Origin of the sequence: Actinopolymorpha sp. NPDC004070, from assembly GCF_040610475.1 — a bacterium.
GTDB lineage: Bacteria > Actinomycetota > Actinomycetes > Propionibacteriales > Actinopolymorphaceae > Actinopolymorpha.
In genome coordinates this window covers 231,735-250,981 of sequence record NZ_JBEXMJ010000004.1, presented here as the reverse complement: position 1 = coordinate 250,981, position 19,247 = coordinate 231,735, and the positions used below count along the sequence as shown (strand labels likewise).

The window sequence follows — 19,247 nt, the reverse complement described above, 5'->3', positions numbered from 1 at the left end:
ACCACTGACCGAACCCGGCGCGCGTGGCCGGTTGGGCCCTGCCCGGCCGGGTGCCGGGACCCGGCACCTGCTTTTCGGTAACCTGCCAAGGCGGGGACACCAAGCGTTCAGGCGGAGGGCACAGTGGCAGAGCAGACGAGCTCGAGCGTCACCATCGCGGCGGAGCCGGCGCAGATCATGTCCGTCATCGCCGACTTCGAGTCCTATCCGAGCTGGGCGGCGGCGGTGAAGGAGGCGGAGGTGCTCTCCGTCGACGAGGGGAGCGGCCGGCCGGAGCGGGTCCGCTTCGTCCTGAACGCCGGTGCGATCAAGGACGAGTACACCCTCGGCTACAGCTGGGACGCCGACCGCGAGGTGCGCTGGAACCTGGTGGAGGGCAAGGTCGTCAAGGCGATGGACGGCGCTTACACCCTGCGCGACAAGGGCCGCGGCAACACCGAGGTGACCTACCGGCTGGCAGTCGACGTGACGTTCCCGATGATCGGCCTGATCAAGCGCAAGGCGGAGAAGGTCATCATCGACACCGCGCTGAAGGAGCTGAAGAAGAAGGTCGAGCAGGGTCAGGGCCCGGCCTGAGCGAAGCACTGGCCGTTCCGGTCGCCCGGCTCGAGCTGGGCCGACTGGTGGGCCGACCGGTGACAGCGAAGGTTTCGGTGCGTGCGTGACCCGATAACCTCTGCCGGAAGCTCGGGTCCGCTCCTGGTGCCCCGGCCACCGACCGACCTGCCCGGGAGCATCGCTTCGGCATCAGCAACAGACGGTGAGAGGGGCACACTGGCGTGAGTGACGTGCGCGAGGCCGGTCAGGACAGTCCGGCGAGTACGCCGACGGCCGCGAGGACGGCTGCCGGCGTCGAAGGCTCGTCCGTGCTGACTCGCGGGCTGACCATCGGCGTGGACGTCGGCGGCACCAAGATCGCCGCCGGGCTGGTCGACAGCGCCGGGAAGATCCTCGCCGAAGGCCGCCGGGAGACCCCCGCCACCAGCCCGCCCGAGATCGTCGCGGCCATCGTCGCGGTCGTGAAGGAGCTCCGGAGCCGGGCGGAGGGCCGCGAGGTCGAGGCGATCGGGGTCGGGGCTGCGGGCTTCGTCGACGCCACCCGCTCGGAGGTGCTGTTCGCTCCCAACCTCGCGTGGCGCAAGGAGCCGCTGAGGGAGGCCGTGCAGGCCGGCACCTCGCTGCCCACCGTGGTGGAGAACGACGCCAACGCTGCCGCCTGGGCGGAGTTCCAGTTCGGCGGCGGACGCGACGTCGACGACGACATGATCCTGCTCACCATCGGCACCGGGCTCGGCGGCGGCCTGGTCCTCAACGGCGAGCTCTACCGCGGCGCGTTCGGCGTGGGCGGCGAGGTCGGCCATTTCCGGGTCGTTCCCAACGGCCACCTGTGCGGCTGTGGCAACCGCGGCTGCTGGGAGCAGTACGCCAGTGGCCGCGCTCTCGTGCGGGAGGCCCGCGACTTCGCCCGGTCCAGCCCGTCCCAGGCCGACGCGCTGCTCGCCCTCGCCGGCGGCACGGCCGACCGCATCGAGGGCCCGATGGTGACCAAGGCCGCGGCGGCAGGCGACACCGCGGCGACCGAACTCGTCCAGGACCTCGGCCGCTGGCTCGGTGAGGGCATCGCCACCCTCGCCGCCATCCTCGACCCGGCCGTCGTGGTCATCGGCGGCGGCGTCTCCGAGGCGGCCGACCTGCTGCTCGAGCCCGCCCGTAACGCCTTCTGGCGGCAGCTCACCGCCCGCGGCCACCGGCCGACCCTGGAGATCCGCCCCGCGGTGCTCGGCAACGAGGCCGGCATCATCGGCGCGGCCGACCTCGCCCGGCGGCGGTGATGGCGTTCATCCAGGCGCTGACCGTCGGGGTCGACATCGGCGGCACGAAGGTCGCCGCCGGTGTGGTCGACCCGGAGGGCAACATCCTCGAACGCGTCCGGCGGGACACGCCGTCGACCAGCCCGCAGGCCACCGAGGACACCATCGCCGACGTGGTGACGGAGCTGCGCAGCCGGTACGAAGTGACCGCCGTCGGCATCGGCGCCGCCGGCTGGATCGACGTGACCGGCGCCTCGGTGCTCTTCTCGCCGCACCTGGCGTGGCGGCACGAGCCGTTGCGGGACGCCGTGCGCCGGCGGGTCCGGCTGCCGGTCATAATCGAGAACGACGCGAACGCCGCCGCCTGGGCGGAGTGGCGCTTCGGAGCGGGCCAGGGGGAGAGTCATCTGGTCTGCGTGACCCTGGGCACCGGCATCGGCGGCGCGGTGGTGACCGACGGCGTGATGCTGCGCGGGAAGTATGGCGTGGCGGGGGAGTTCGGCCACATGACGATCGTCCCCGGCGGCCACCGGTGCGAGTGCGGTAACCGTGGCTGCTGGGAGCAGTACGCCAGCGGCAACTCCCTGGTGCGCGAGGCCCGCGAGCTCGCGGCCTCGGGTTCCCCGGTTGCCCAGAACCTTCTGGACCGGGTGGGCGGCGACCCGCTGCGGATCACCGGCCCGTCGGTGACCGAGGCGGCCAAGGACGGCGACCCGGTGGCGGTCGAGCTGCTGGAGGAGGTCGGCCGCTGGCTCGGCGTGGGGCTGGCCAACCTCGCCGCGGCGTTCGACCCCGGCACGTTCGTGGTGGGCGGAGGGGTGTCCGAGGCCGGCGACCTCTTCCTGGCACCGGCTCGGGACACGTTCAAGCGGTCGCTGACCGGGCGCGGTTTCCGCCCGGAGGCGCAGATCCAGCGCGCGGCACTCGGCAACGAGGCCGGGCTGGTCGGGGCCGCCGACCTGGCCCGGGAGAACATCCGGTTGTTCCGCCGACGCCGTCGCCGCCGTCGTCCGGCAAGTGAACGACTGCGCGAACGCGTCGACCGGTTGGCCGACATCTAGGACGCCGTGCCTCGGGATTTCCCTGCGTACGTAGGGAAATGTGGCATGCTCATGCCCGGGCCAGGGGAGCCAGTACGCGGTCAGCGCTCGATCAGGGTGAGCTCGAAGGCATACCGCGCGGCCCGGTAGACGTGCGAGCCGTACTCCACGGCGCGGCCCACGTCGTCGTACGCCGTCCGGGTCATCGTGAGCAGCGCGGCGCCCTTGCTCTCGTGCAGGTCCTTCGCCTGCACGGCCGAGGCGGCGCACGCCCCTATCGTCTGCCGGGCGACGCGGAGCTGGATCCCCGCGCCCCGGAGTACGGCGTACAGCCCGTTCGACTGCAGTTGCTCGGCGGTCACGTCGACCAGCCCCGGCGGGAGGTAGTTGGTCATCAGTGCCAGCGGCTCGTCCTGGGCGTACCGCAGGCGACGGATCCGCAGCACCTCGGACTCGGCGGGCAGCCCGAGCGCGGCCGCCGCGTCCTCCGGCGCCGGGCACAGCCGCAGGTCGCGGACGACTGTCGAGGGGTGCTGGCCGGCGCGGGCCAGGTCGTCGTACAGGCTGGAGAGTTCGATCGACCGGCGTACCTGCGACTGGACCACCTGGGTGCCGACACCGCGCTTGCGGACCAGCAGGCCCTTGTCCACGAGGTACTGGATCGCCTGGCGCATCGTCGGCCGGGACAGCGACAGCTGGTCGGCCAGGACGATCTCGTTCGGCAGCTTGGCGCCCGGTGCGAGCCGGCCGGCGACGATCTCGGCCTCGATCTGCTCGGCCACCTGGAAGTAGAGCGGCACCGGGCTACGCCGGTCCACCGTCACGGCGAGTGGCGTCACGGTCGCTCCTAGGCTGGAATCGCTGGGCTTTGGGTGTCTACTGGCTGCTGTACGGGCTCGCCGGTCGGGTCGCTGTCGGCGTCCAGTGTGCCGTACGGCCACCCCGACAGCCTAACGTCATAATGTCCTGACAAACTATTGACACGGTCGTACCGGGAGAGAACACTCTCCCGAGAACTCCCCGGACGAGAGGGCGGGTATGAAGGTCGGACTGGTCGGCGTCGGACGGATCGGGGCGCTGCATGCCGGCACCCTGCGTGACCTGCCCGGCATCGACGCCGTTCTCGTCGCCGACGCCGATCCCGGCCGGGCCAAGGTCTGCGCGGACCGGTTCGGGCTCACTCCGGTCGCAGGCGTCGACGAGCTGTTCTCCGCCCGGCCCGACGGAGTGGTGATCGCCGCACCCACCGCCGCCCATGCCGAGCTGGTGGGTCAGGCGGCGCGTGCCGGGGTGGCGGTGTTCTGTGAGAAGCCGCTCGCGCCCGACGTCGCCGGCACCCGCGCGGTGCTCGCGGAGGTCGAGGCGGCGGGGATTCCTCTGCAGGTCGGCTTCCAGCGCCGCTTCGACCCCGGTTTCCGGGCGGCACGAGAGCGACTGCGGTCCGGTGAACTCGGCCGGCTGCACTCGGTGTGGGCCTGCACCCTCGACCCCGCGCCGCCGCCCGCCGCCTACCTGCCCACCTCCGGTGGCATCTTCCGTGACTGCGGCGTGCACGACTTCGACGCGGTGCGCTGGGCCACCGGCGCGGAGGTCGTCGAGGTGAGCGCCACCGGGGCCAACCGGGGAGCGGACTTCTTCGCCGCCGCCGGCGACGTGGACACCGGGCATGCCCTGTTGACCCTGGACGACGGGACGCTGGTGTCGGTGGCGGTGTCGCGCTACAACGGCAGCGGCTACGACGTACGGCTGGAGCTGCACGGGTCGCAGGGCACGGCGGTCGCCGGACTCGACGACCGCGCCCCGCTGACGTCCACCGAACCAGGGTCGCAGCGGACCGGGTCCCCGGCGTACGCCAACTTCGCCGAACGTTTCGCCGCCGCCTACGTCGCCGAACTCGCCGCGTTCACCGACGTGGCGGCCGGCTGGATCCCGTCGCCGTGCGGCGGGGCGGACGCGCTGGAGGCGTTCCACGTCGCGGACGCCGCTGAACTGTCCCGCCGGGAGAACCGTCCCGTGCGGCTTGAGGAGGTACGCCGGTGAGCTATGACCTGATCACCATGGGAAGGGTCAGTGTCGACCTGTATCCCAACGACGTGGGCGTACGCCTGCCCGAGGTGACGTCGTTCGCGAAGTTCCTCGGCGGCAGCGCCACGAACGTCGCGGTGGCCGCCGCCCGGCACGGCCGGCGGTCGGCGGTGATCACGCGTACCGGCGCGGATCCGTTCGGCGACTACATCCACCAGGCGCTGCGCGGCTTCGGTGTGGACGACCGGTTCGTCACGCCGGTGCGGCACCTGCCCACGCCGGTGGTGTTCTGCGAGATCTTCCCGCCGGACGACTTTCCGCTGTACTTCTACCGCTTCCCGAAGGCGCCGGACCTGGAGCTGTACGAGTCCGAGCTGGACCTCGACGCCATCCGCGCCGCCAGGATCTTCTGGGTGACCGGCACCGGCCTGTCCGAGGAGCCCAGCAGGGCAACGACTCTGGCCGCGCTGCGCGCCCGCGAGCATCGTTCGCACACCGTGCTCGACCTGGACTACCGGCCGATGTTCTGGAACGACGTGGAGACGGCGCGTTCGGTGATCGGCGCCGCCGTCGAGCACGCCACGGTCGCGGTCGGCAACCTGGACGAGTGCGAGGTCGCCGTGGGCACCCGCGACCCCGACAAGGCCGCGCAAGCACTGCTTGACAGGGGCGTCGAACTCGCCGTCGTGAAGCAGGGACCGCGCGGTGTGCTCGCACGTACGCGGACCGAGGAGACCGTCGTGCCTCCGGTTCCGGTGGACGTGGTGAACGGCCTCGGTGCCGGTGATGCCTTCGGTGGCGCGTTGTGCCACGGGCTGCTGTCCGGTTGGGATCTGACCCGGGTGATGCGGTTCGCCAACGCCGCCGGGGCGTACGTCGCCGGACAACTCGCCTGCGCGGACGCGATGCCCGACGAGGCTCAGGTCGATGCACTGCTGGCGAAGGTCACCCCGTGATGGGCTCGATGGGGAGCGTGGTGAGTGCTCAGACCGTGGCCGGCACGCGTACGTCCGCGCCCGTGGACGTGGAGGCCCTGGCCACCAGGCGCTTCACCGATCCGGACGCGATCGCGCGGGCCTACGCGACCCGTCGCCGCCGTCGGCTGGTCGGACCGAGTGGCCGGCTGATGATCGTGGCCGCCGACCACCCCGCGCGCGGTGCTCTGGGTGCGGGCACGCGGGTCCTGGCGATGGCCGACCGGGCCGAGTTGCTCGGCCGGTTGCTGGTCGCGCTCGAGCGGCCCGGTGTGGACGGTGTGCTCGCCGCGCCGGACGTGATCGAGGACCTGCTGCTGCTCGGCGCCCTGGACAACAAGGTCGTCTTCGGCTCGATGAACCGCGGTGGTCTGCCGGGCGCGGCGTTCGAGGTGGACGACCGGTTCACCGCGTACGACCCGTCGAGCATCGCCCGGTACGGCCTGGACGCGGGCAAGATGTTGTTGCGCATCGACCTGGCCGACCCCGGCACCGCAACGACGCTGGAGAGCTGTGCACGTGCGGTGAGCGCGCTCGCCGAGCAGGGCCGGATCGCGCTGGTCGAGCCGTTCCTGTCCCGCCGGGTCGACGGGCGGCTGACCAACGACCTGGGCGGTGAGGCGGTGCTGCGGTCGGCGGTGATCGCCGCCGGGCTCGGCACCACCAGCGCCTACACCTGGCTGAAGCTGCCGGTGGTCGCCGACGCGGAGGAGATGGAACGCGTGGCCGCCGCCACCAGCCTGCCGGTGATGCTGCTCGGCGGTGAGGTCGCGGCCGACCCGGACGCGGTGTACGCGCGGTGGGCGAAGGCGCTCACCCTGCCCACCGTGCGCGGGCTGGTCGTGGGGCGCTCGCTGCTCTACCCGCCCGGCGACGACGTGGCCGCCGCGGTCGACACCGCCGTGAGCCTGCTCCCGGCGGACGCTCCGCCAACCTCCGCGACGCAGGCCCCGGCCCCGACGGCCCCGACGGCCCCGACGACCCCGACGGACCTGGAGGCATCGTGAACCACCACCTACCCGCCGGGTCGCTGGCCGAGGACGGCTGGAGCCTGCGGCTCACCCCCAAGCAGGCCGGCTGGACCTACAGCGGGCTCTACACCCTCGACCTTGCCGCCGGCGGCTCACACACCTTCGCCACCGGCGAGGAGGAGCTGGTGGTGCTGCCGCTGTCCGGGCAGGACGTCCGCGTGGAGTGCGAGGGCACGGCGTACGACCTGACCGGCCGGGCCGACGTGTTCTCCGGCGTGAGCGACTTCCTCTACGTCCCGCGCGACGCCGAGGTCACGGTGTCCTCGCCTACCGGCGCCCGGGTGGCCCTGCCGTCCGCGCGCTGCGAACGCCGGCTGTCCGTGCGGTACGGCCCGGCCGACCAGGTGCCGGTTGAGCTGCGCGGTGCCGGGCAGTGCAGCCGCGAGGTGCACAACTTCGCCGCGGCCGGCGTCTTCGAGGCCGACAAGCTGATCGCGGTGGAGGTGCTCACTCCCGGAGGCAACTGGTCGTCGTACCCGCCGCACAAGCACGACGAGGACCGGCCGGGGCAGGAGTGCCCGCTGGAGGAGATCTACTACTTCGAGGTCGCCGACGGTCCCGCCGGTCCCGGCGTCGCCTACCAGCGCGTCTACGGAACTCCGGAGCGCCCGATCGACGTGCTGGCGGAGGTCCGCACCGGCGACGTGGTGACGATCCCACACGGCTGGCACGGTCCGTCGATGGCGGTGCCCGGCTACGACCTGTACTACCTGAACGTGATGGCCGGACCCTCGCCCGACCGGGCCTGGCTGATCTGCGACGACCCGGCCCACGGCTGGATCCGCGACACCTGGACCGACCAGCCGGTCGATCCCCGGCTTCCGATGACGGAGCCGACGAACAACAACGGAGGGCAGCGATGAGCGACGGCGCATCCACGGTCCGGCTGACGGTGGGGCAGGCTCTCGTCAGGTTCCTGGCCCAGCAGTGGTCGGAGCGCGACGGCGTGGAGCAGCGGTTCTTCGCCGGCTGCTTCGGCATCTTCGGGCACGGCAACGTCGCCGGTGTGGGCCAGGCGCTCGCGCAGGCCGCGCACGCCGACCCCGACGAGCTGCCGTACTACCAGTCGCGCAACGAGCAGGCGATGGTGCACGCGGCGGTCGGCTTCGCCCGGATGCGCGACCGGCTGCAGACGTTCGCGTGTACGACGTCCATCGGGCCCGGTGCCACCAACCTGGTGACCGGTGCGGCCCTGGCCACGATCAACCGGATCCCGGTGCTGTTGCTGCCCGGCGACATCTTCGCCACCCGGGTCGCGAACCCGGTGCTGCAGGAGCTGGAGGACCCGCGGTCCTACGACGTCTCCGTCAACGACACCTTGCGCCCGGTGTCGAGGTACTGGGACCGGATCAACCGGCCGGAGCAGCTGATCCCGGCCGCACTGGCGGCGATGCGGGTGCTGACCGACCCGGCCGAGACCGGTGCGGTGACGCTCGCGCTGCCGCAGGACGTGCAGGCCGAGAGCCACGACTGGCCGGTGGAGTTCTTCACCCGCAGGGTGTGGCACGTCGCCCGCCCGGTGCCCGAGCCCGCGGCGCTGGACCGCGCCGTCGACCTGATCCGCTCCGCGCGTAGGCCCCTGGTGGTCGCGGGTGGTGGGGTGATCTACTCCGGCGCGACCCAGGCGCTCGCCGACTTCGCCGCGGCGACGGGTGTCCCGGTCGGGGAGACCCAGGCCGGCAAGGGCTCGTTGACATGGGACCACCCGGCCGCCGTCGGCGCGATCGGCGCCACCGGCACCGCCGCCGCCGACGAGCTGGCCGCACAGGCCGACGTGGTGATCGGTGTGGGCACCCGCTACAGCGACTTCACCACCGCGTCCAGAAGCGTGTTCGCCAATCCGGACGTGAAGTTCGTCAACGTCAACGTCGCGTCCTTCGACGCGGCCAAGCACGCCGGGCTCGCGGTGGTCGCCGACGCCAAGGCGGCGTTGACAGCGCTGACCGAGCGCCTCGCGGGCTGGCAGGTCGACGCCGACTATCGCACCCGTACGACCGAACTGGCCGGGCAGTGGCAGCAGGTCGTGGACGGCGCGTACGCCGCGACCGCGCCCACCAACCTTGCCCAGACCGCCGTACTCGGGGCGGTCAACGAGGCGGCCGGTGAGCGCGGCGTGGTCATCAACGCCGCCGGGAGCATGCCGGGCGAACTCCACAAGCTGTTCCGCGCCAGGGACCCCAAGCAGTACCACGTGGAGTACGGCTACTCCTGCATGGGCTACGAGATCGCCGCCGGCCTCGGCGTGCGGATGGCCGCACCGGACCGCGAGGTGATCGTGCTGGTCGGCGACGGCTCCTACCTCATGCTGGCGCAGGAGATCGTCACCGCGGTGCAGGAGAACGTCAAGCTCACCATCGTCCTGGTGCAGAACCACGGCTACGCCTCGATCGGTTCTCTGTCGGAGTCGGTCGGCTCCGAGCGCTTCGCGACCAGCTACCGCTACCGCAACCCGAAGACCGGTGCGCTGGACGGCGACGTGCTCCCGGTCGACCTCGCGGCCAACGCCGCGAGCCTGGGCGCCGACGTCATCCGTGCCGGCAGCCTGGACGAGCTGCGCTCGGCGCTGGTGAAGGCCCGGGAGGCGACCCGGACCACCCTCGTGCACGTGGAGACCGACCCGCTCACCGGTGCGCCCGACTCGCCGGCGTGGTGGGACGTTCCGGTCGCCGAGGTCTCCACCCTGGAGGCGACGCAACGGGCGCGCGCCGAGTACGACAAGTTCAAGCTCAGCCAGCGGCACTACCTGTAGGGCGTTCGGCAGAAGGCGTTCGGCAACTACCGAGAAGAAGGTTCAGGTCAATGTCCACCAGCGACTCCACGAGCACCGCCGGTACCGGCAGCACCCCGTCCATCGTCGAGCACTGGATCGGCGGTGCCCCGACACCCGGCACCTCGACCCGGCGCGGCCCGGTGTGGAACCCCGCGACCGGCGAGCGGCAGGCCGAGGTGGTGCTGGGCACTCCCACCGACGTCGACCTCGCCGTGCAGACCGCGGCGAAGGCGTTCGCCGGCTGGCAGGAGGTCTCGGTCAGCAAGCGGGCGAAGATCCTGTTCGCGTTCCGCGAACTGGTGAACAGCCACGTCGACGACCTGGCCAGGCTCGTCACCGCCGAACACGGCAAGGTGCTGTCCGACGCGCGCGGAGAGGTACTGCGCGGGCTGGAGGTGGTGGAGTTCGCCTGTGGGATTCCCCAACTGCTCAAGGGCGAGTTCTCCGAGCAGGTGTCCTCCGGGGTGGACGCCTACTCGTTCCGGCAGCCGCTCGGCGTGGTGGCCGGCATCACGCCGTTCAACTTCCCGGTCATGGTGCCGATGTGGATGTTCCCGATCGCGATCGCGTGCGGCAACACGTTCGTGCTCAAGCCGTCCGAGCGTGACCCGTCGGCGTCCCGGCTGATCGCCGAGCTGTGGCAGCAGGCCGGTCTGCCCGACGGTGTCTTCAACGTCGTGCAGGGTGACAAGGAAGCCGTCGACGCGCTGCTGGAGCACCCCGACGTAGCGGCGGTGTCGTTCGTCGGCTCGACCCCGATCGCGAAGTACGTCCACCAGAACGCGGCCAAGACCGGCAAGCGGGTGCAGGCACTCGGTGGCGCGAAGAACCACGCGGTGGTGCTGCCCGACGCCGACCTGGACTTCGCCGCCGACCACATCACCGCGGCCGCGTACGGCTCGGCCGGCCAGCGCTGCATGGCGATCTCCGCCGTGGTGGCCGTCGGTGCGGCGGGCGACGCCCTGGTGGAGAAGCTGCGCGAACGCGCCGCGACGGTGAAGGTCGGGCCGGGGGCCGACGACACCGCCGAGATGGGCCCGGTCGTCACCCCGCAGGCGCGTGACCGGGTGGTCGCGGCCGTCGAGCGGGGTACGGCAGAGGGCGCGAAGCTGGTCGTGGACGGCCGGGGACTGCGCGTCGACGGGCACGACGGCGGCTTCTTCGTCGGCCCGAACCTCCTCGACCAGGTGACCCCGGCGATGAGCGTCTACCAGGAGGAGATCTTCGGCCCGGTGCTGGTGGTGTTGCGGGCGGAGACGCTGGCGGAGGCGATCGCGGTGGTCAACGCCAACCCGTACGGCAACGGCACGGCGGTCTTCACCAACAGCGGCGAGGTGGCGCGGACGTTCCAGCGCCAGGTCACCGTGGGGATGATCGGCATCAACGTGCCGATCCCGGTGCCGATGGCGTTCTACAGCTTCGGCGGCTGGAAGGACTCGCTGTTCGGCGACCGGCACGTCCACGGCCCGGAGGGTGTCGGCTTCTACACCCGGGGCAAGGCGGTCACCGCCCGCTGGCCGCACGTGGAGCACGTCTCCGACGCGGCGTTCCACTTCCCGACGTCGGGCTGACCAGGAACGCAGACCCCACCCGGCAGGCCGGAACGACCGACCACGCCGTGACCGCAGGGCAGCAGTGCAGCAACGCAGGCGACGTAGCGACGCATCGACGTAGTACGGCTACGCGGCAACGCACCAACGCAGCAACGCAGCAAGGCAGCTACGCAGGTTCGGAAAGCGAAGGCCCGGTTGTATCCGTACCTCCGAAGGGGAGGACCGATGAGACTCATCCGTGGGCTGGGTGTGTGCGCCGTGGCGGCGATGCTCACCCTCGCCGGCTGTTCCAACTCGGCACCGCAGCAGTCCGGCACCGACGGGGGCGGCGGTGGTGGCGCCGCTGCCGGAGGCGGCGCGGACAAGGGCGGGGCCGGCAAGGGTGGTACGGACAAGGGAGGCGCGGCGAAGGCCGACCTGACCGTCGCGGTCGTCACCCACGGCCAGGCCGGCGACGCCTTCTGGGACATCGTGAAGTCCGGCGCCGACCGGGCCGGCAAGGACGAGCACGTCAAGGTCACCTACAACGGTGACGGCGACCCGGCCCGGCAGAGCCAGCTGATCGACAACGCGGTCGCCTCGCACGTGGACGGGCTGGTCGTGTCGATGGCCAACCCGGACGGTGTGCGGGAGAGCATCCACCGGGCGGTCAAGGCGAACATCCCCGTCGTCACGATGAACTCCGGCCTGGAAAAGTACAAGGAGTTCGGCGCGATCACCCACGTCGGGCAGAGCGAGGAACTCGCCGGCGAGGCGGCCGGCCGCAAGCTCGCCGAGGCCGGGGTGAAGAAGGTGCTGTGCGTGGTGCACGAGGCCGGCAACGTCGGGCTGGAGTCCCGCTGCAACGGCGTACGAAAGACTCTCGGCGGGACGGTCCGCAACCTCCAGGTGGACGTGTCCAACGTCGCCGACGCGCAGAACACCATGAAGGCACAACTGCTCGCCGACAAGAGCGTCGACGGCGTGCTCACCCTCAACCCGGTGATCGCCAAGGCCGCGATCTCCGCCCGCGAGGAGGCCGGCAGCACGGCGAAGCTGGCGACGTTCGACGTGTCCGCCGACATCTGCGCGGCGGTCGCACGCGGCGACATGCTGTTCGCCGTCGACCAGCAGCCGTACCTGCAGGGCTATCTGCCGGTGGTGTTCGTCGCGCTGAAGATCCGCAACGGCAACGATGTCGGCGGCGGTCAGCCGGTATACTCCGGTCCGGGCTTCGTCACCAAGGAGAACGCCGAGCAGGTGCGGAAGTTCGCCGAACGCGGGACCCGGTGACGCCATGGCCACCGAACCCGTTCGTACGCAGCAGGAACGTGGCCCCGAGCGCCCCGGCCGGCCCGACCGGCCCGGACCCGCCGAGGACGCGCCGAGCGCGGTCAGCACGCTGACGCGGGTCCTCCGCCGGCCCGAGGTCGGCGCCGCCGTCGCGGCCGTGGCGGTGTTCGTGTTCTTCTCCGCGATGACCCGCACGTTCCTCACCCCGGGTGGTGTCGCCACCTGGCTGGACTCCGCGGCGCTGTTCGGGATCATGGCGATCGCGGTGGCGCTGCTGATGATCGGCGGCGAGTTCGACCTGTCGGCCGGCACGATGGTCGGGTCGACCGGCCTGATCGTGGGCATCCTCACCACGCACTCCGGTGTCAACGTGTGGTTGGCGGTGGTGCTGGCGCTGATGTTCGCTGTGCTGGTCGGCGCGGGCAACGGGTTGCTGGTGATGCGTACCGGACTGCCGAGCTTCATCGTCACCCTCGGCACGTTCTTCGTGTTGCAGGGACTCAACCTCGCGGTCACCAAGCTGCTGATCGGGCAGGTCGCGGTGCAGGGGCTGGACCAGGTGCCCGGCTTCTACGACGTGAAGTGGATCTTCGGCTCGACGGTCGCGGTGCTCGGCACGGTGTTCCAGGTTTCGATCGCCTGGTGGGTAGGGCTGACCGCGGTCGCCACCTGGGTGCTGCTGAGGACCCGGGCCGGCAACTGGATCTTCGCTGTCGGCGGGGCACAGACCAGCGCTCGCCAGGTCGGCGTACCCGTGCTGTCCACCAAGGTCGGGCTGTTCATGACGACCGCGGCGGCGGGCTGGCTGGCCGGCATGCTGCAGTTGTTCCGTACGTCCACCGTGCAGGCGTCCACCGGAGTGGGCCAGGAGTTCATCTACATCATCTGTGCGGTGGTGGGCGGCTGCCTGCTGACCGGCGGGTACGGCTCGGCCATCGGGGCGGCGCTCGGTGCGCTCATCTACGGCATGACCTACCAGGGCATCGTCTTCGCCCAGTGGGACAACAACTGGCTGAAGACGTTCCTCGGCGTGATGTTGCTGGCGGCGGTGCTCGTCAACACCTACGTGCGCAGGCGGGCGGAGGTGAGCCGGTGAACGCCGCGGCAGACCACGTGACTCCGGCGCCCGCGGGCACGGCGCTGCTGGAGGCGGACCGGATCGGCAAGTCGTACGGCAGTGTCGTCGCGCTGCACGAGGTGAGCACCACCGTGCGGGCAGGCGAGGTGACCTGTGTGCTCGGCGACAACGGAGCGGGCAAGTCCACCCTCATCAAGATCCTGTCCGGCGCGCACGCGCACACCTCGGGGGAGCTGCGGGTGGACGGCACTCCGACGACCTTCGCCAGTCCCCGGCAGGCGCTGGACGCCGGGATCGCCACGGTGTACCAGGACCTCGCCGTGGTGCCGCTGATGCCGGTGTGGCGGAACTTCTTCCTCGGCTCCGAGTTCACCCGGGGCAAGGGGCCGTTGCGGCGGCTGGACGTCGGGCGGATGCGGGCCACCACCCGGGAGGAGCTGGCCCGGATGGGCATCCGGCTGCGCGACGTCGACCAGCCGATCGGCACCCTGTCCGGCGGTGAGCGGCAGTCGGTCGCGATCGCCCGCGCGGTGTACTTCGGCGCGAGCGTCCTGATCCTGGACGAACCCACCGCCGCCCTCGGGGTGAAGCAGTCCGGGGTGGTGCTGAAGTACGTCGCCGCCGCCCGGGACGAGGGGCTCGGCGTGGTGTTCATCACGCACAACCCACACCACGCCTACCTCGTCGGTGACCGCTTCGTCCTGCTGAAGCGGGGCAGGATGGCCGGGAGTCACGCACGAGCGGACGTGGGCGTCGCCGATCTCACCCGGGAGATGGCCGGTGGCGCGGAGCTGGAGGCGCTGAGCCACGAGCTCGGCGAGAAGTAGCGAAACAACCCGAATAGGCAAGCCACGAAGCACGCAACACGGCTACACCACGAGACACGCAACAAGGAGTTGACACGTATGGACCTGGGACCTCTGACCGGCAGAGTGGCCGGTGCGCCCATTTCCTGGGGAGTGTGCGAGGCACCGGGCTGGGGCCACGAGCTGCCGGCGTCGCTGGTACTCGCGCAGATGGCCGAGCTCGGCCTGGCGGCGACCGAGCTCGGTCCCACCGGGTACCTCGGCGCGGACCCGGACGCGGTCCGGGCCACGCTGGACACCCATGGGATCGGCCTGATCGGCGGGTTCTTGCCGGTGACCCTGCACGTCGGCTCCGAGGTCGACCTGACCGAGGCGGACGCGGCGATCCGTACCCTTGCCGCCGCCGGGTCGCAGGTCGTGGTGCTGGCCGCGGACGCCGGACCCGCGGGGTACGACAGCAAGGTCGTCCTCGACGAGGACCAGTGGAAGGATCTGGTGCACAACCTGGACCGGGTGCGGGCCCTGGTGGCCGACCTGGGCATGCGGACGACGCTGCACCCGCACGTCGGCACCGCGATCGAGTCCGCCGAGTCCGTACGCCAGTTGCTGGCGCGCTCCGACGTGCCGCTGTGCCTGGACACCGGCCACCTCGCCGTCGGTGGGGCGGACCCGCTGGAGCTGGCGAAGTCCGCACCCGAACGAGTCGGCCACGTGCACCTGAAGGACGTACGCAGCGACGTCGCGGCGCAGTTCAACGCCGGCGCCTTCAGCTGGGTGGACGCGGTGCGCCGCGGGTTGTTCGCGCCCCTGGGTGACGGCGACCTGGACATCGCCGGGGTGGTCGTCGAGTTGGAGCGGGCGGGCTTCACCGGCTGGTACGTCCTCGAGCAGGACACCGCGCTGGACGGCGTGCCCGCGGCCGGCGAGGGCCCGGTGGTCGACGTCCGCCGCAGCATCGAGTACCTCCGCGACACCGTGGTGCCGGCACTGGACGCGGGGGCGAACCCCCGTGGCTGAGCTGGGACCGAACGCCGAACCGAACGGCGGGCCTGGCCGTGACCTTCGCGTCGGGGTGATCGGCACCGGGATCATGGGTGCGGACCACGTGCGCACCATCGCGACGTCGGTCGCGGGTGCCCGGGTCAGCGCGGTCACCGACCTCGACACCGAGCGGGCGCGGGCCGCGATCGACGGCATCGACGGTGCGCGCGTCCTGTCCGACCCGCTCGGCCTGGTGGCCGACGACGAGGTGGACGCGGTGCTGGTCGCCTCGGCCGACTCCACCCACGAGGAGCTGGTCCTCGCCTGTGTGGAGGCGGGCAAGCCGGTGTTGTGCGAGAAACCGCTCACGCCCACCCCGGACGGCTCGCTGCGCATCGTGGAGGCGGAGGAGAAGGCCGGTCGGCGGTTGGTGAGCGTGGGCTTCATGCGCCGCTACGACCCTGGTTACGTCGATGTCAAGGAGACCTTGCGCGAGGGCGTGGTGGGCGCTCCGCTGTTGCTGCACTGCGTTCACCGCAACGCCTCCTCCAGGCCGGACGCCCCGAGCTCCGGGCTGATCACCGGCTCGGCCGTGCACGAGTTCGACGTCATCCGGTGGCTTCTGGGTGAGGAGCTCACCCAGATCACGGTGTTCCGGCCGCGTTCGTCGTCGATGGTCGCCGGGGACACCACCGACCCGCTGCTGGTGCTGGTCGGCACCGAGAGCGGGCTGCTGGCCGACGTGGAGGTGTTCGTCAACGCGCAGTACGGCTACGACGTGCGCTGCGAGCTGGTCGGTGAGCTCGGCTCGCTGTCCCTCGACGAGCCGGTGCGGGTGCGGCGCCGGGCCGAGCGGGCCCGGGCGAGCACGGTGTCGCTGGACTGGCGGGACCGGTTCGCCGAGGCGTACCGGCGCGAGCTGCAGGACTGGGTGACCGGCGCGGCGACGGGTGAGCAGCGCGGTGCCGATGCCTGGGACGGCTACGTCGCGACGGTGGCGGCCGCCGCCGGGGTGGCGGCGCTGGGCAGGCCGGGCTCCCCGGTGCCGGTGGACCTGTCGCCCCGGCCGGAGCTCTACGCCAGGTCCTGAGCGACCGGGGCGTTCACGCCGACTGCCGGTCGGCGGCCGGGACAAGTACGCGTTCGGGGTCCTCGCGCCGGTGGCGACGGCGTCGGCGTACGTAGCGAACCGCCTCCACCAGCGCGGTGACCCCGAGCGCGAGTCCGACGCCCAGGACGACTCCCTTGATCGGGTCGTTCTCGAACGCCATCCCGCCGACGTACCCGACGAGGACGGAGTACACCGCCCACGACGTCGCGGCGAGAACGTCGAAGCGGGTGAACCGGGGGCGGGAGTAGCCGAGCGCGCCCATGGTGACGGTGACCGCGGTACGCCCGCCGGGCACGTACCTCGCCACCACCAGCACCAGGCCGCCGCGTTCGGCGAGTGCGTCGGCGGCCCGGCCGAACGCCCTGCGCTGCCGGCTGCCCGGCCGTGCCCGGGCGAGCAGCCGGCCGCCCGCGCCGCGGCCGATGGCGTAGGAGATGTGGTCCCCGGCGAAAGCCCCGGCGGCGGCCGCGAGCACGACCAGCGCGAGGTTCGGCGAACCGCTCGACGCGGCGAACACCCCCGCGGTGATCACCACGCTCTCACTGGGGACCGCGGGCAGGAACGCGTCCGTGGCGGCGAGCAGGAACAGTGCCAGGTAGATCCACGGCGAGCTCATCACGTCGTGGACCACCTGCAGGATCGACTCGGTCACGGCCGGTCCCGCCTGTCGGCGAGGGTGCTGGTCGGGGAACTCATGCCTTCGACCCTTCCGGACTCCGGGCAGGCCGAAATCGGCCTGTGGTCGAGCGTGATCTCATCCTTAGGTAGTGGGTCCGGTGACGATCGGTTGAGGGCCCGCCCGGCACGTGCGTCCTACGCTGTCGACGTGGACAGGACCGAGGTGGTCGGCGAGCGGGTGCAGCGCTGGGTCGCGCGCGCGTACGACCGGAGCGCGCCGTGGCTGCTCGGCGTCGCTGTCTGCGTCTTGTCGCTGTCGACGGTCCGTGACTGGAACGCGCCGGTGGTGCTGGTGCTGACCGCGCTGACGGGTGTGGCCGCGTGGATGGCGAGGCGGCGGCGGTGGCCGTTGTTCGCCACGACGGCGGCCGGAATGCTTCTGCTCGGCCTGTGGCCTGGCCTGCTGGTCTCCGCCTACTACGCGGGTACGACGCTGCGCCGTCGCCGCGAGCTCGCCGCGTTCGTGGGCGGGTGCCTGGCGCTGATCATCCCGGCGTACACCTTCTACAGCGATCTCGGGATCCGGATGGCCGGCTGCCGTCAACCCTGCCTTGGCACCGGCGCGCAGCTGGAAGGGCTTGCCAACAAGGGCTCCGCGCTGCTGTTCGTCGGACTGGGCCTGGTGCTGGGGTTGTGGGTGCATGCCCGCCGGGAGGTGCTGGCCGGCCTGCGCGAGCGCGCCGAACGGCTGGAACGCGAACAGGCCGCCCGGGCCGAGCAGGCACGTGCACAGGAGCGGGCCAGGATCGCCCGGGAGATGCACGACGTGGTGGCCCACCGGGTGTCCCTGATGGTGCTGCACGCGGGTGCGCTGGAGGTGAACGCGCCGGACGAGCGGACGGCGCGGGCCGCCGAACTGATCCGGGGCACCGGGCGGGAGGCGCTGGACAACCTGCGGGAGGTGCTCGGTGTGCTGCGTGCACCGGCCGGCGGGCCGCCCGCTCCGCTCGCGCCGCAACCCGGCCTTGACGACCTCGACTCGCTGCTGGAGCAGTCGCGGGCGGCGGGTGTCGAGGTGACCCGCCGGGACGAGGGCGTGCCGGGGGAGCTGCCGGCGCTGGTGGGGAGTACGGCCTACCGGACCGTGCAGGAGGCGCTGACCAACGTGCACAAGCACGCGCCGGGCGCGAGTGCGGAGGTCGTGGTCGGCCACGGCCCGGAGGAGGTGTCGGTGACGGTTCGCAACGATGCCGCGCGGGGACCGGCCACCGGGCCCAGCGGTGGGTTCGGGCTGGTCGGTCTGCGCGAGCGCGTCCACCTGCTGGGCGGGTCCTTCTGCGCCGGCCCGACCGGACGCGGCGGCTTCGAGGTCGTCGCCCTGCTGCCCGCGCGGACATCCCGCACCGACCCAGATCCGACCGGGGCCGAGCCGGCCGGCGCGGATCTGGCAGACGCGGATCGGACCGGCGCGGATCCGGCAGACGCAACACACGGCAGAGGAGCGGCGGCGACGTGATCCGCGTACTGGTGGTGGACGACGAGGCGCTGGTCCGGTCCGGCCTGCGGATGATCCTGGAGGCCGCCGACGACGTGGTGGTCGTGGCCGAGGCCAGGGACGGCCGGGACGCGGTCGCGGCCGTCGGCCGGCACCGGCCCGACGTCGTTCTGATGGACGTCCGCATGCCGGAGCTGGACGGCGTACGGGCCGCGGAGGAGATCGGACGGGCACCGGCGCCACCCCGGGTGATCATGCTGACGACGTTCGACCTGGACGAGTACGTCCACGCCGCGTTGCGCGCCGGTGCGGTCGGCTTCCTGCTCAAGGACACCCCGCCGCGCGACCTGGTGGCCGCGGTCCGGACCGTCGCCGCCGGCAACGCGATGCTGGCACCGGAGGTCACCAGACGGCTGATCAGCTCGTTCGCCGGCCGTGGGCCCGGCCGGGCGGAAGCCGCGCGGGAACGCCTGCGGGCGCTGACCGGCCGCGAGCGCGAGGTCGTGAGAGCCGTCGCCCGGGGTCTGTCGAACGCCGAGATCGGCCGGGAGCTCGCGATGAGTGAGGCGACCGTGAAGGCACACGTCAGCAGGTCGCTGGCCAAGCTCGGCCTGGACAACCGCGTCCAGGCCGCGATCCTCGTGCACGACGCGGACGTGACCGATCCCTTGGCCTGACCCGG

General features: G+C 71.9%; 18 protein-coding genes. 16 read left to right on the top strand and 2 right to left on the bottom strand.

The genetic code is table 11. From position 1 onward, the window contains the following. The first annotated feature begins 123 nt into the window (after positions 1–123). The 3 genes from ABZV93_RS09975 (at position 124) to ABZV93_RS09965 (ending at position 2,872) form a co-directional block, all read left to right on the top strand. Complete coding sequence (locus tag ABZV93_RS09975; RefSeq protein ID WP_354933012.1) at positions 124–576, top strand: SRPBCC family protein; 453 nt, start codon at positions 124–126, stop codon at positions 574–576. Positions 577–866: 290 nt separating this feature from the next. Beyond that, positions 867–1,832, top strand: a complete 966-nt coding sequence (locus tag ABZV93_RS09970) for an ROK family glucokinase (protein ID WP_354933330.1) — start codon at positions 867–869, stop codon at positions 1,830–1,832. Then, the gene (locus tag ABZV93_RS09965) at positions 1,832–2,872 is read left to right on the top strand and encodes an ROK family glucokinase (RefSeq protein WP_354933010.1); all 1,041 of its coding nucleotides are present in this window, start codon (positions 1,832–1,834) and stop codon (positions 2,870–2,872) included. Before ABZV93_RS09970 ends, ABZV93_RS09965 begins: the two co-directional genes overlap by 1 nt. Before the next feature lie 80 nt (positions 2,873–2,952). Here ABZV93_RS09965 and ABZV93_RS09960 read toward each other — a convergent pair whose 3' ends face one another. Beyond that, positions 2,953–3,690, bottom strand: a complete 738-nt coding sequence (locus tag ABZV93_RS09960; RefSeq protein ID WP_354933008.1) for a GntR family transcriptional regulator — start codon at positions 3,688–3,690, stop codon at positions 2,953–2,955. A 199-nt stretch (positions 3,691–3,889) separates the two neighbouring features. On the opposite strand from ABZV93_RS09960, the gene ABZV93_RS09955 reads away from it, so the two are divergent. The 11 genes from ABZV93_RS09955 (at position 3,890) to ABZV93_RS09905 (ending at position 16,431) form a co-directional block, all read left to right on the top strand. Continuing rightward, positions 3,890–4,891: a Gfo/Idh/MocA family oxidoreductase gene (locus tag ABZV93_RS09955; protein WP_354933006.1), complete on the top strand. Its 1,002-nt coding sequence runs from the start codon at positions 3,890–3,892 to the stop codon at positions 4,889–4,891. Next, positions 4,888–5,832: a 5-dehydro-2-deoxygluconokinase gene (iolC, locus tag ABZV93_RS09950; RefSeq protein ID WP_354933004.1), complete on the top strand. Its 945-nt coding sequence runs from the start codon at positions 4,888–4,890 to the stop codon at positions 5,830–5,832. Before ABZV93_RS09955 ends, iolC begins: the two co-directional genes overlap by 4 nt. A gap of 20 nt (positions 5,833–5,852) precedes the next feature. Further along, positions 5,853–6,857, top strand: a complete 1,005-nt coding sequence (locus ABZV93_RS09945) for an aldolase (protein ID WP_354933002.1) — start codon at positions 5,853–5,855, stop codon at positions 6,855–6,857. Next, positions 6,854–7,744, top strand: coding sequence for a 5-deoxy-glucuronate isomerase (gene iolB, locus ABZV93_RS09940; protein ID WP_354933000.1), 891 nt, complete (start codon positions 6,854–6,856; stop codon positions 7,742–7,744). The genes ABZV93_RS09945 and iolB overlap by 4 nt, the downstream gene beginning before the upstream one ends. Further along, positions 7,741–9,630 (top strand): 3D-(3,5/4)-trihydroxycyclohexane-1,2-dione acylhydrolase (decyclizing), encoded by a 1,890-nt coding sequence (iolD, locus tag ABZV93_RS09935; protein WP_354932998.1) that lies wholly within the window; start codon positions 7,741–7,743, stop codon positions 9,628–9,630. The genes iolB and iolD overlap by 4 nt, the downstream gene beginning before the upstream one ends. Positions 9,631–9,680: 50 nt before the next feature. Then, positions 9,681–11,222, top strand: coding sequence for a CoA-acylating methylmalonate-semialdehyde dehydrogenase (locus tag ABZV93_RS09930; protein ID WP_354932996.1), 1,542 nt, complete (start codon positions 9,681–9,683; stop codon positions 11,220–11,222). 207 nt (positions 11,223–11,429) lie between these two features. After that, entirely contained in the window at positions 11,430–12,476 is a 1,047-nt protein-coding gene (locus ABZV93_RS09925; protein WP_354932994.1) for a sugar ABC transporter substrate-binding protein, read from the top strand. Between the two features lie 4 nt (positions 12,477–12,480). Beyond that, positions 12,481–13,572: an ABC transporter permease gene (locus ABZV93_RS09920; RefSeq protein WP_354932991.1), complete on the top strand. Its 1,092-nt coding sequence runs from the start codon at positions 12,481–12,483 to the stop codon at positions 13,570–13,572. Then, positions 13,569–14,381: an ATP-binding cassette domain-containing protein gene (locus ABZV93_RS09915; RefSeq protein WP_354932989.1), complete on the top strand. Its 813-nt coding sequence runs from the start codon at positions 13,569–13,571 to the stop codon at positions 14,379–14,381. Before ABZV93_RS09920 ends, ABZV93_RS09915 begins: the two co-directional genes overlap by 4 nt. A gap of 78 nt (positions 14,382–14,459) precedes the next feature. Then, positions 14,460–15,377 (top strand): TIM barrel protein, encoded by a 918-nt coding sequence (locus ABZV93_RS09910; protein ID WP_354932987.1) that lies wholly within the window; start codon positions 14,460–14,462, stop codon positions 15,375–15,377. Then, on the top strand, positions 15,370–16,431 hold the full coding sequence (locus ABZV93_RS09905; protein WP_354932985.1) for a Gfo/Idh/MocA family oxidoreductase: 1,062 nt from the start codon (positions 15,370–15,372) through the stop codon (positions 16,429–16,431). The genes ABZV93_RS09910 and ABZV93_RS09905 overlap by 8 nt, the downstream gene beginning before the upstream one ends. Before the next feature lie 13 nt (positions 16,432–16,444). On the opposite strand, the gene ABZV93_RS09900 is transcribed toward ABZV93_RS09905, so the two are convergent. Further along, on the bottom strand, positions 16,445–17,104 hold the full coding sequence (locus ABZV93_RS09900) for a DedA family protein (RefSeq protein WP_354932983.1): 660 nt from the start codon (positions 17,102–17,104) through the stop codon (positions 16,445–16,447). A gap of 174 nt (positions 17,105–17,278) precedes the next feature. Here ABZV93_RS09900 and ABZV93_RS09895 point away from each other — a divergent pair, with 174 nt between their 5' ends. Together ABZV93_RS09895 and ABZV93_RS09890 are read left to right on the top strand one after the other, a co-directional pair. Next, the gene (locus ABZV93_RS09895; protein ID WP_354932981.1) at positions 17,279–18,586 is read left to right on the top strand and encodes a histidine kinase; all 1,308 of its coding nucleotides are present in this window, start codon (positions 17,279–17,281) and stop codon (positions 18,584–18,586) included. Further along, positions 18,583–19,242 carry a response regulator transcription factor gene (locus ABZV93_RS09890; RefSeq protein ID WP_354932979.1) on the top strand — a complete coding sequence of 220 codons (660 nt, stop codon included), beginning with the start codon at positions 18,583–18,585 and terminating at the stop codon, positions 19,240–19,242. Before ABZV93_RS09895 ends, ABZV93_RS09890 begins: the two co-directional genes overlap by 4 nt. The last annotated feature ends 5 nt before the right edge of the window (positions 19,243–19,247 follow it).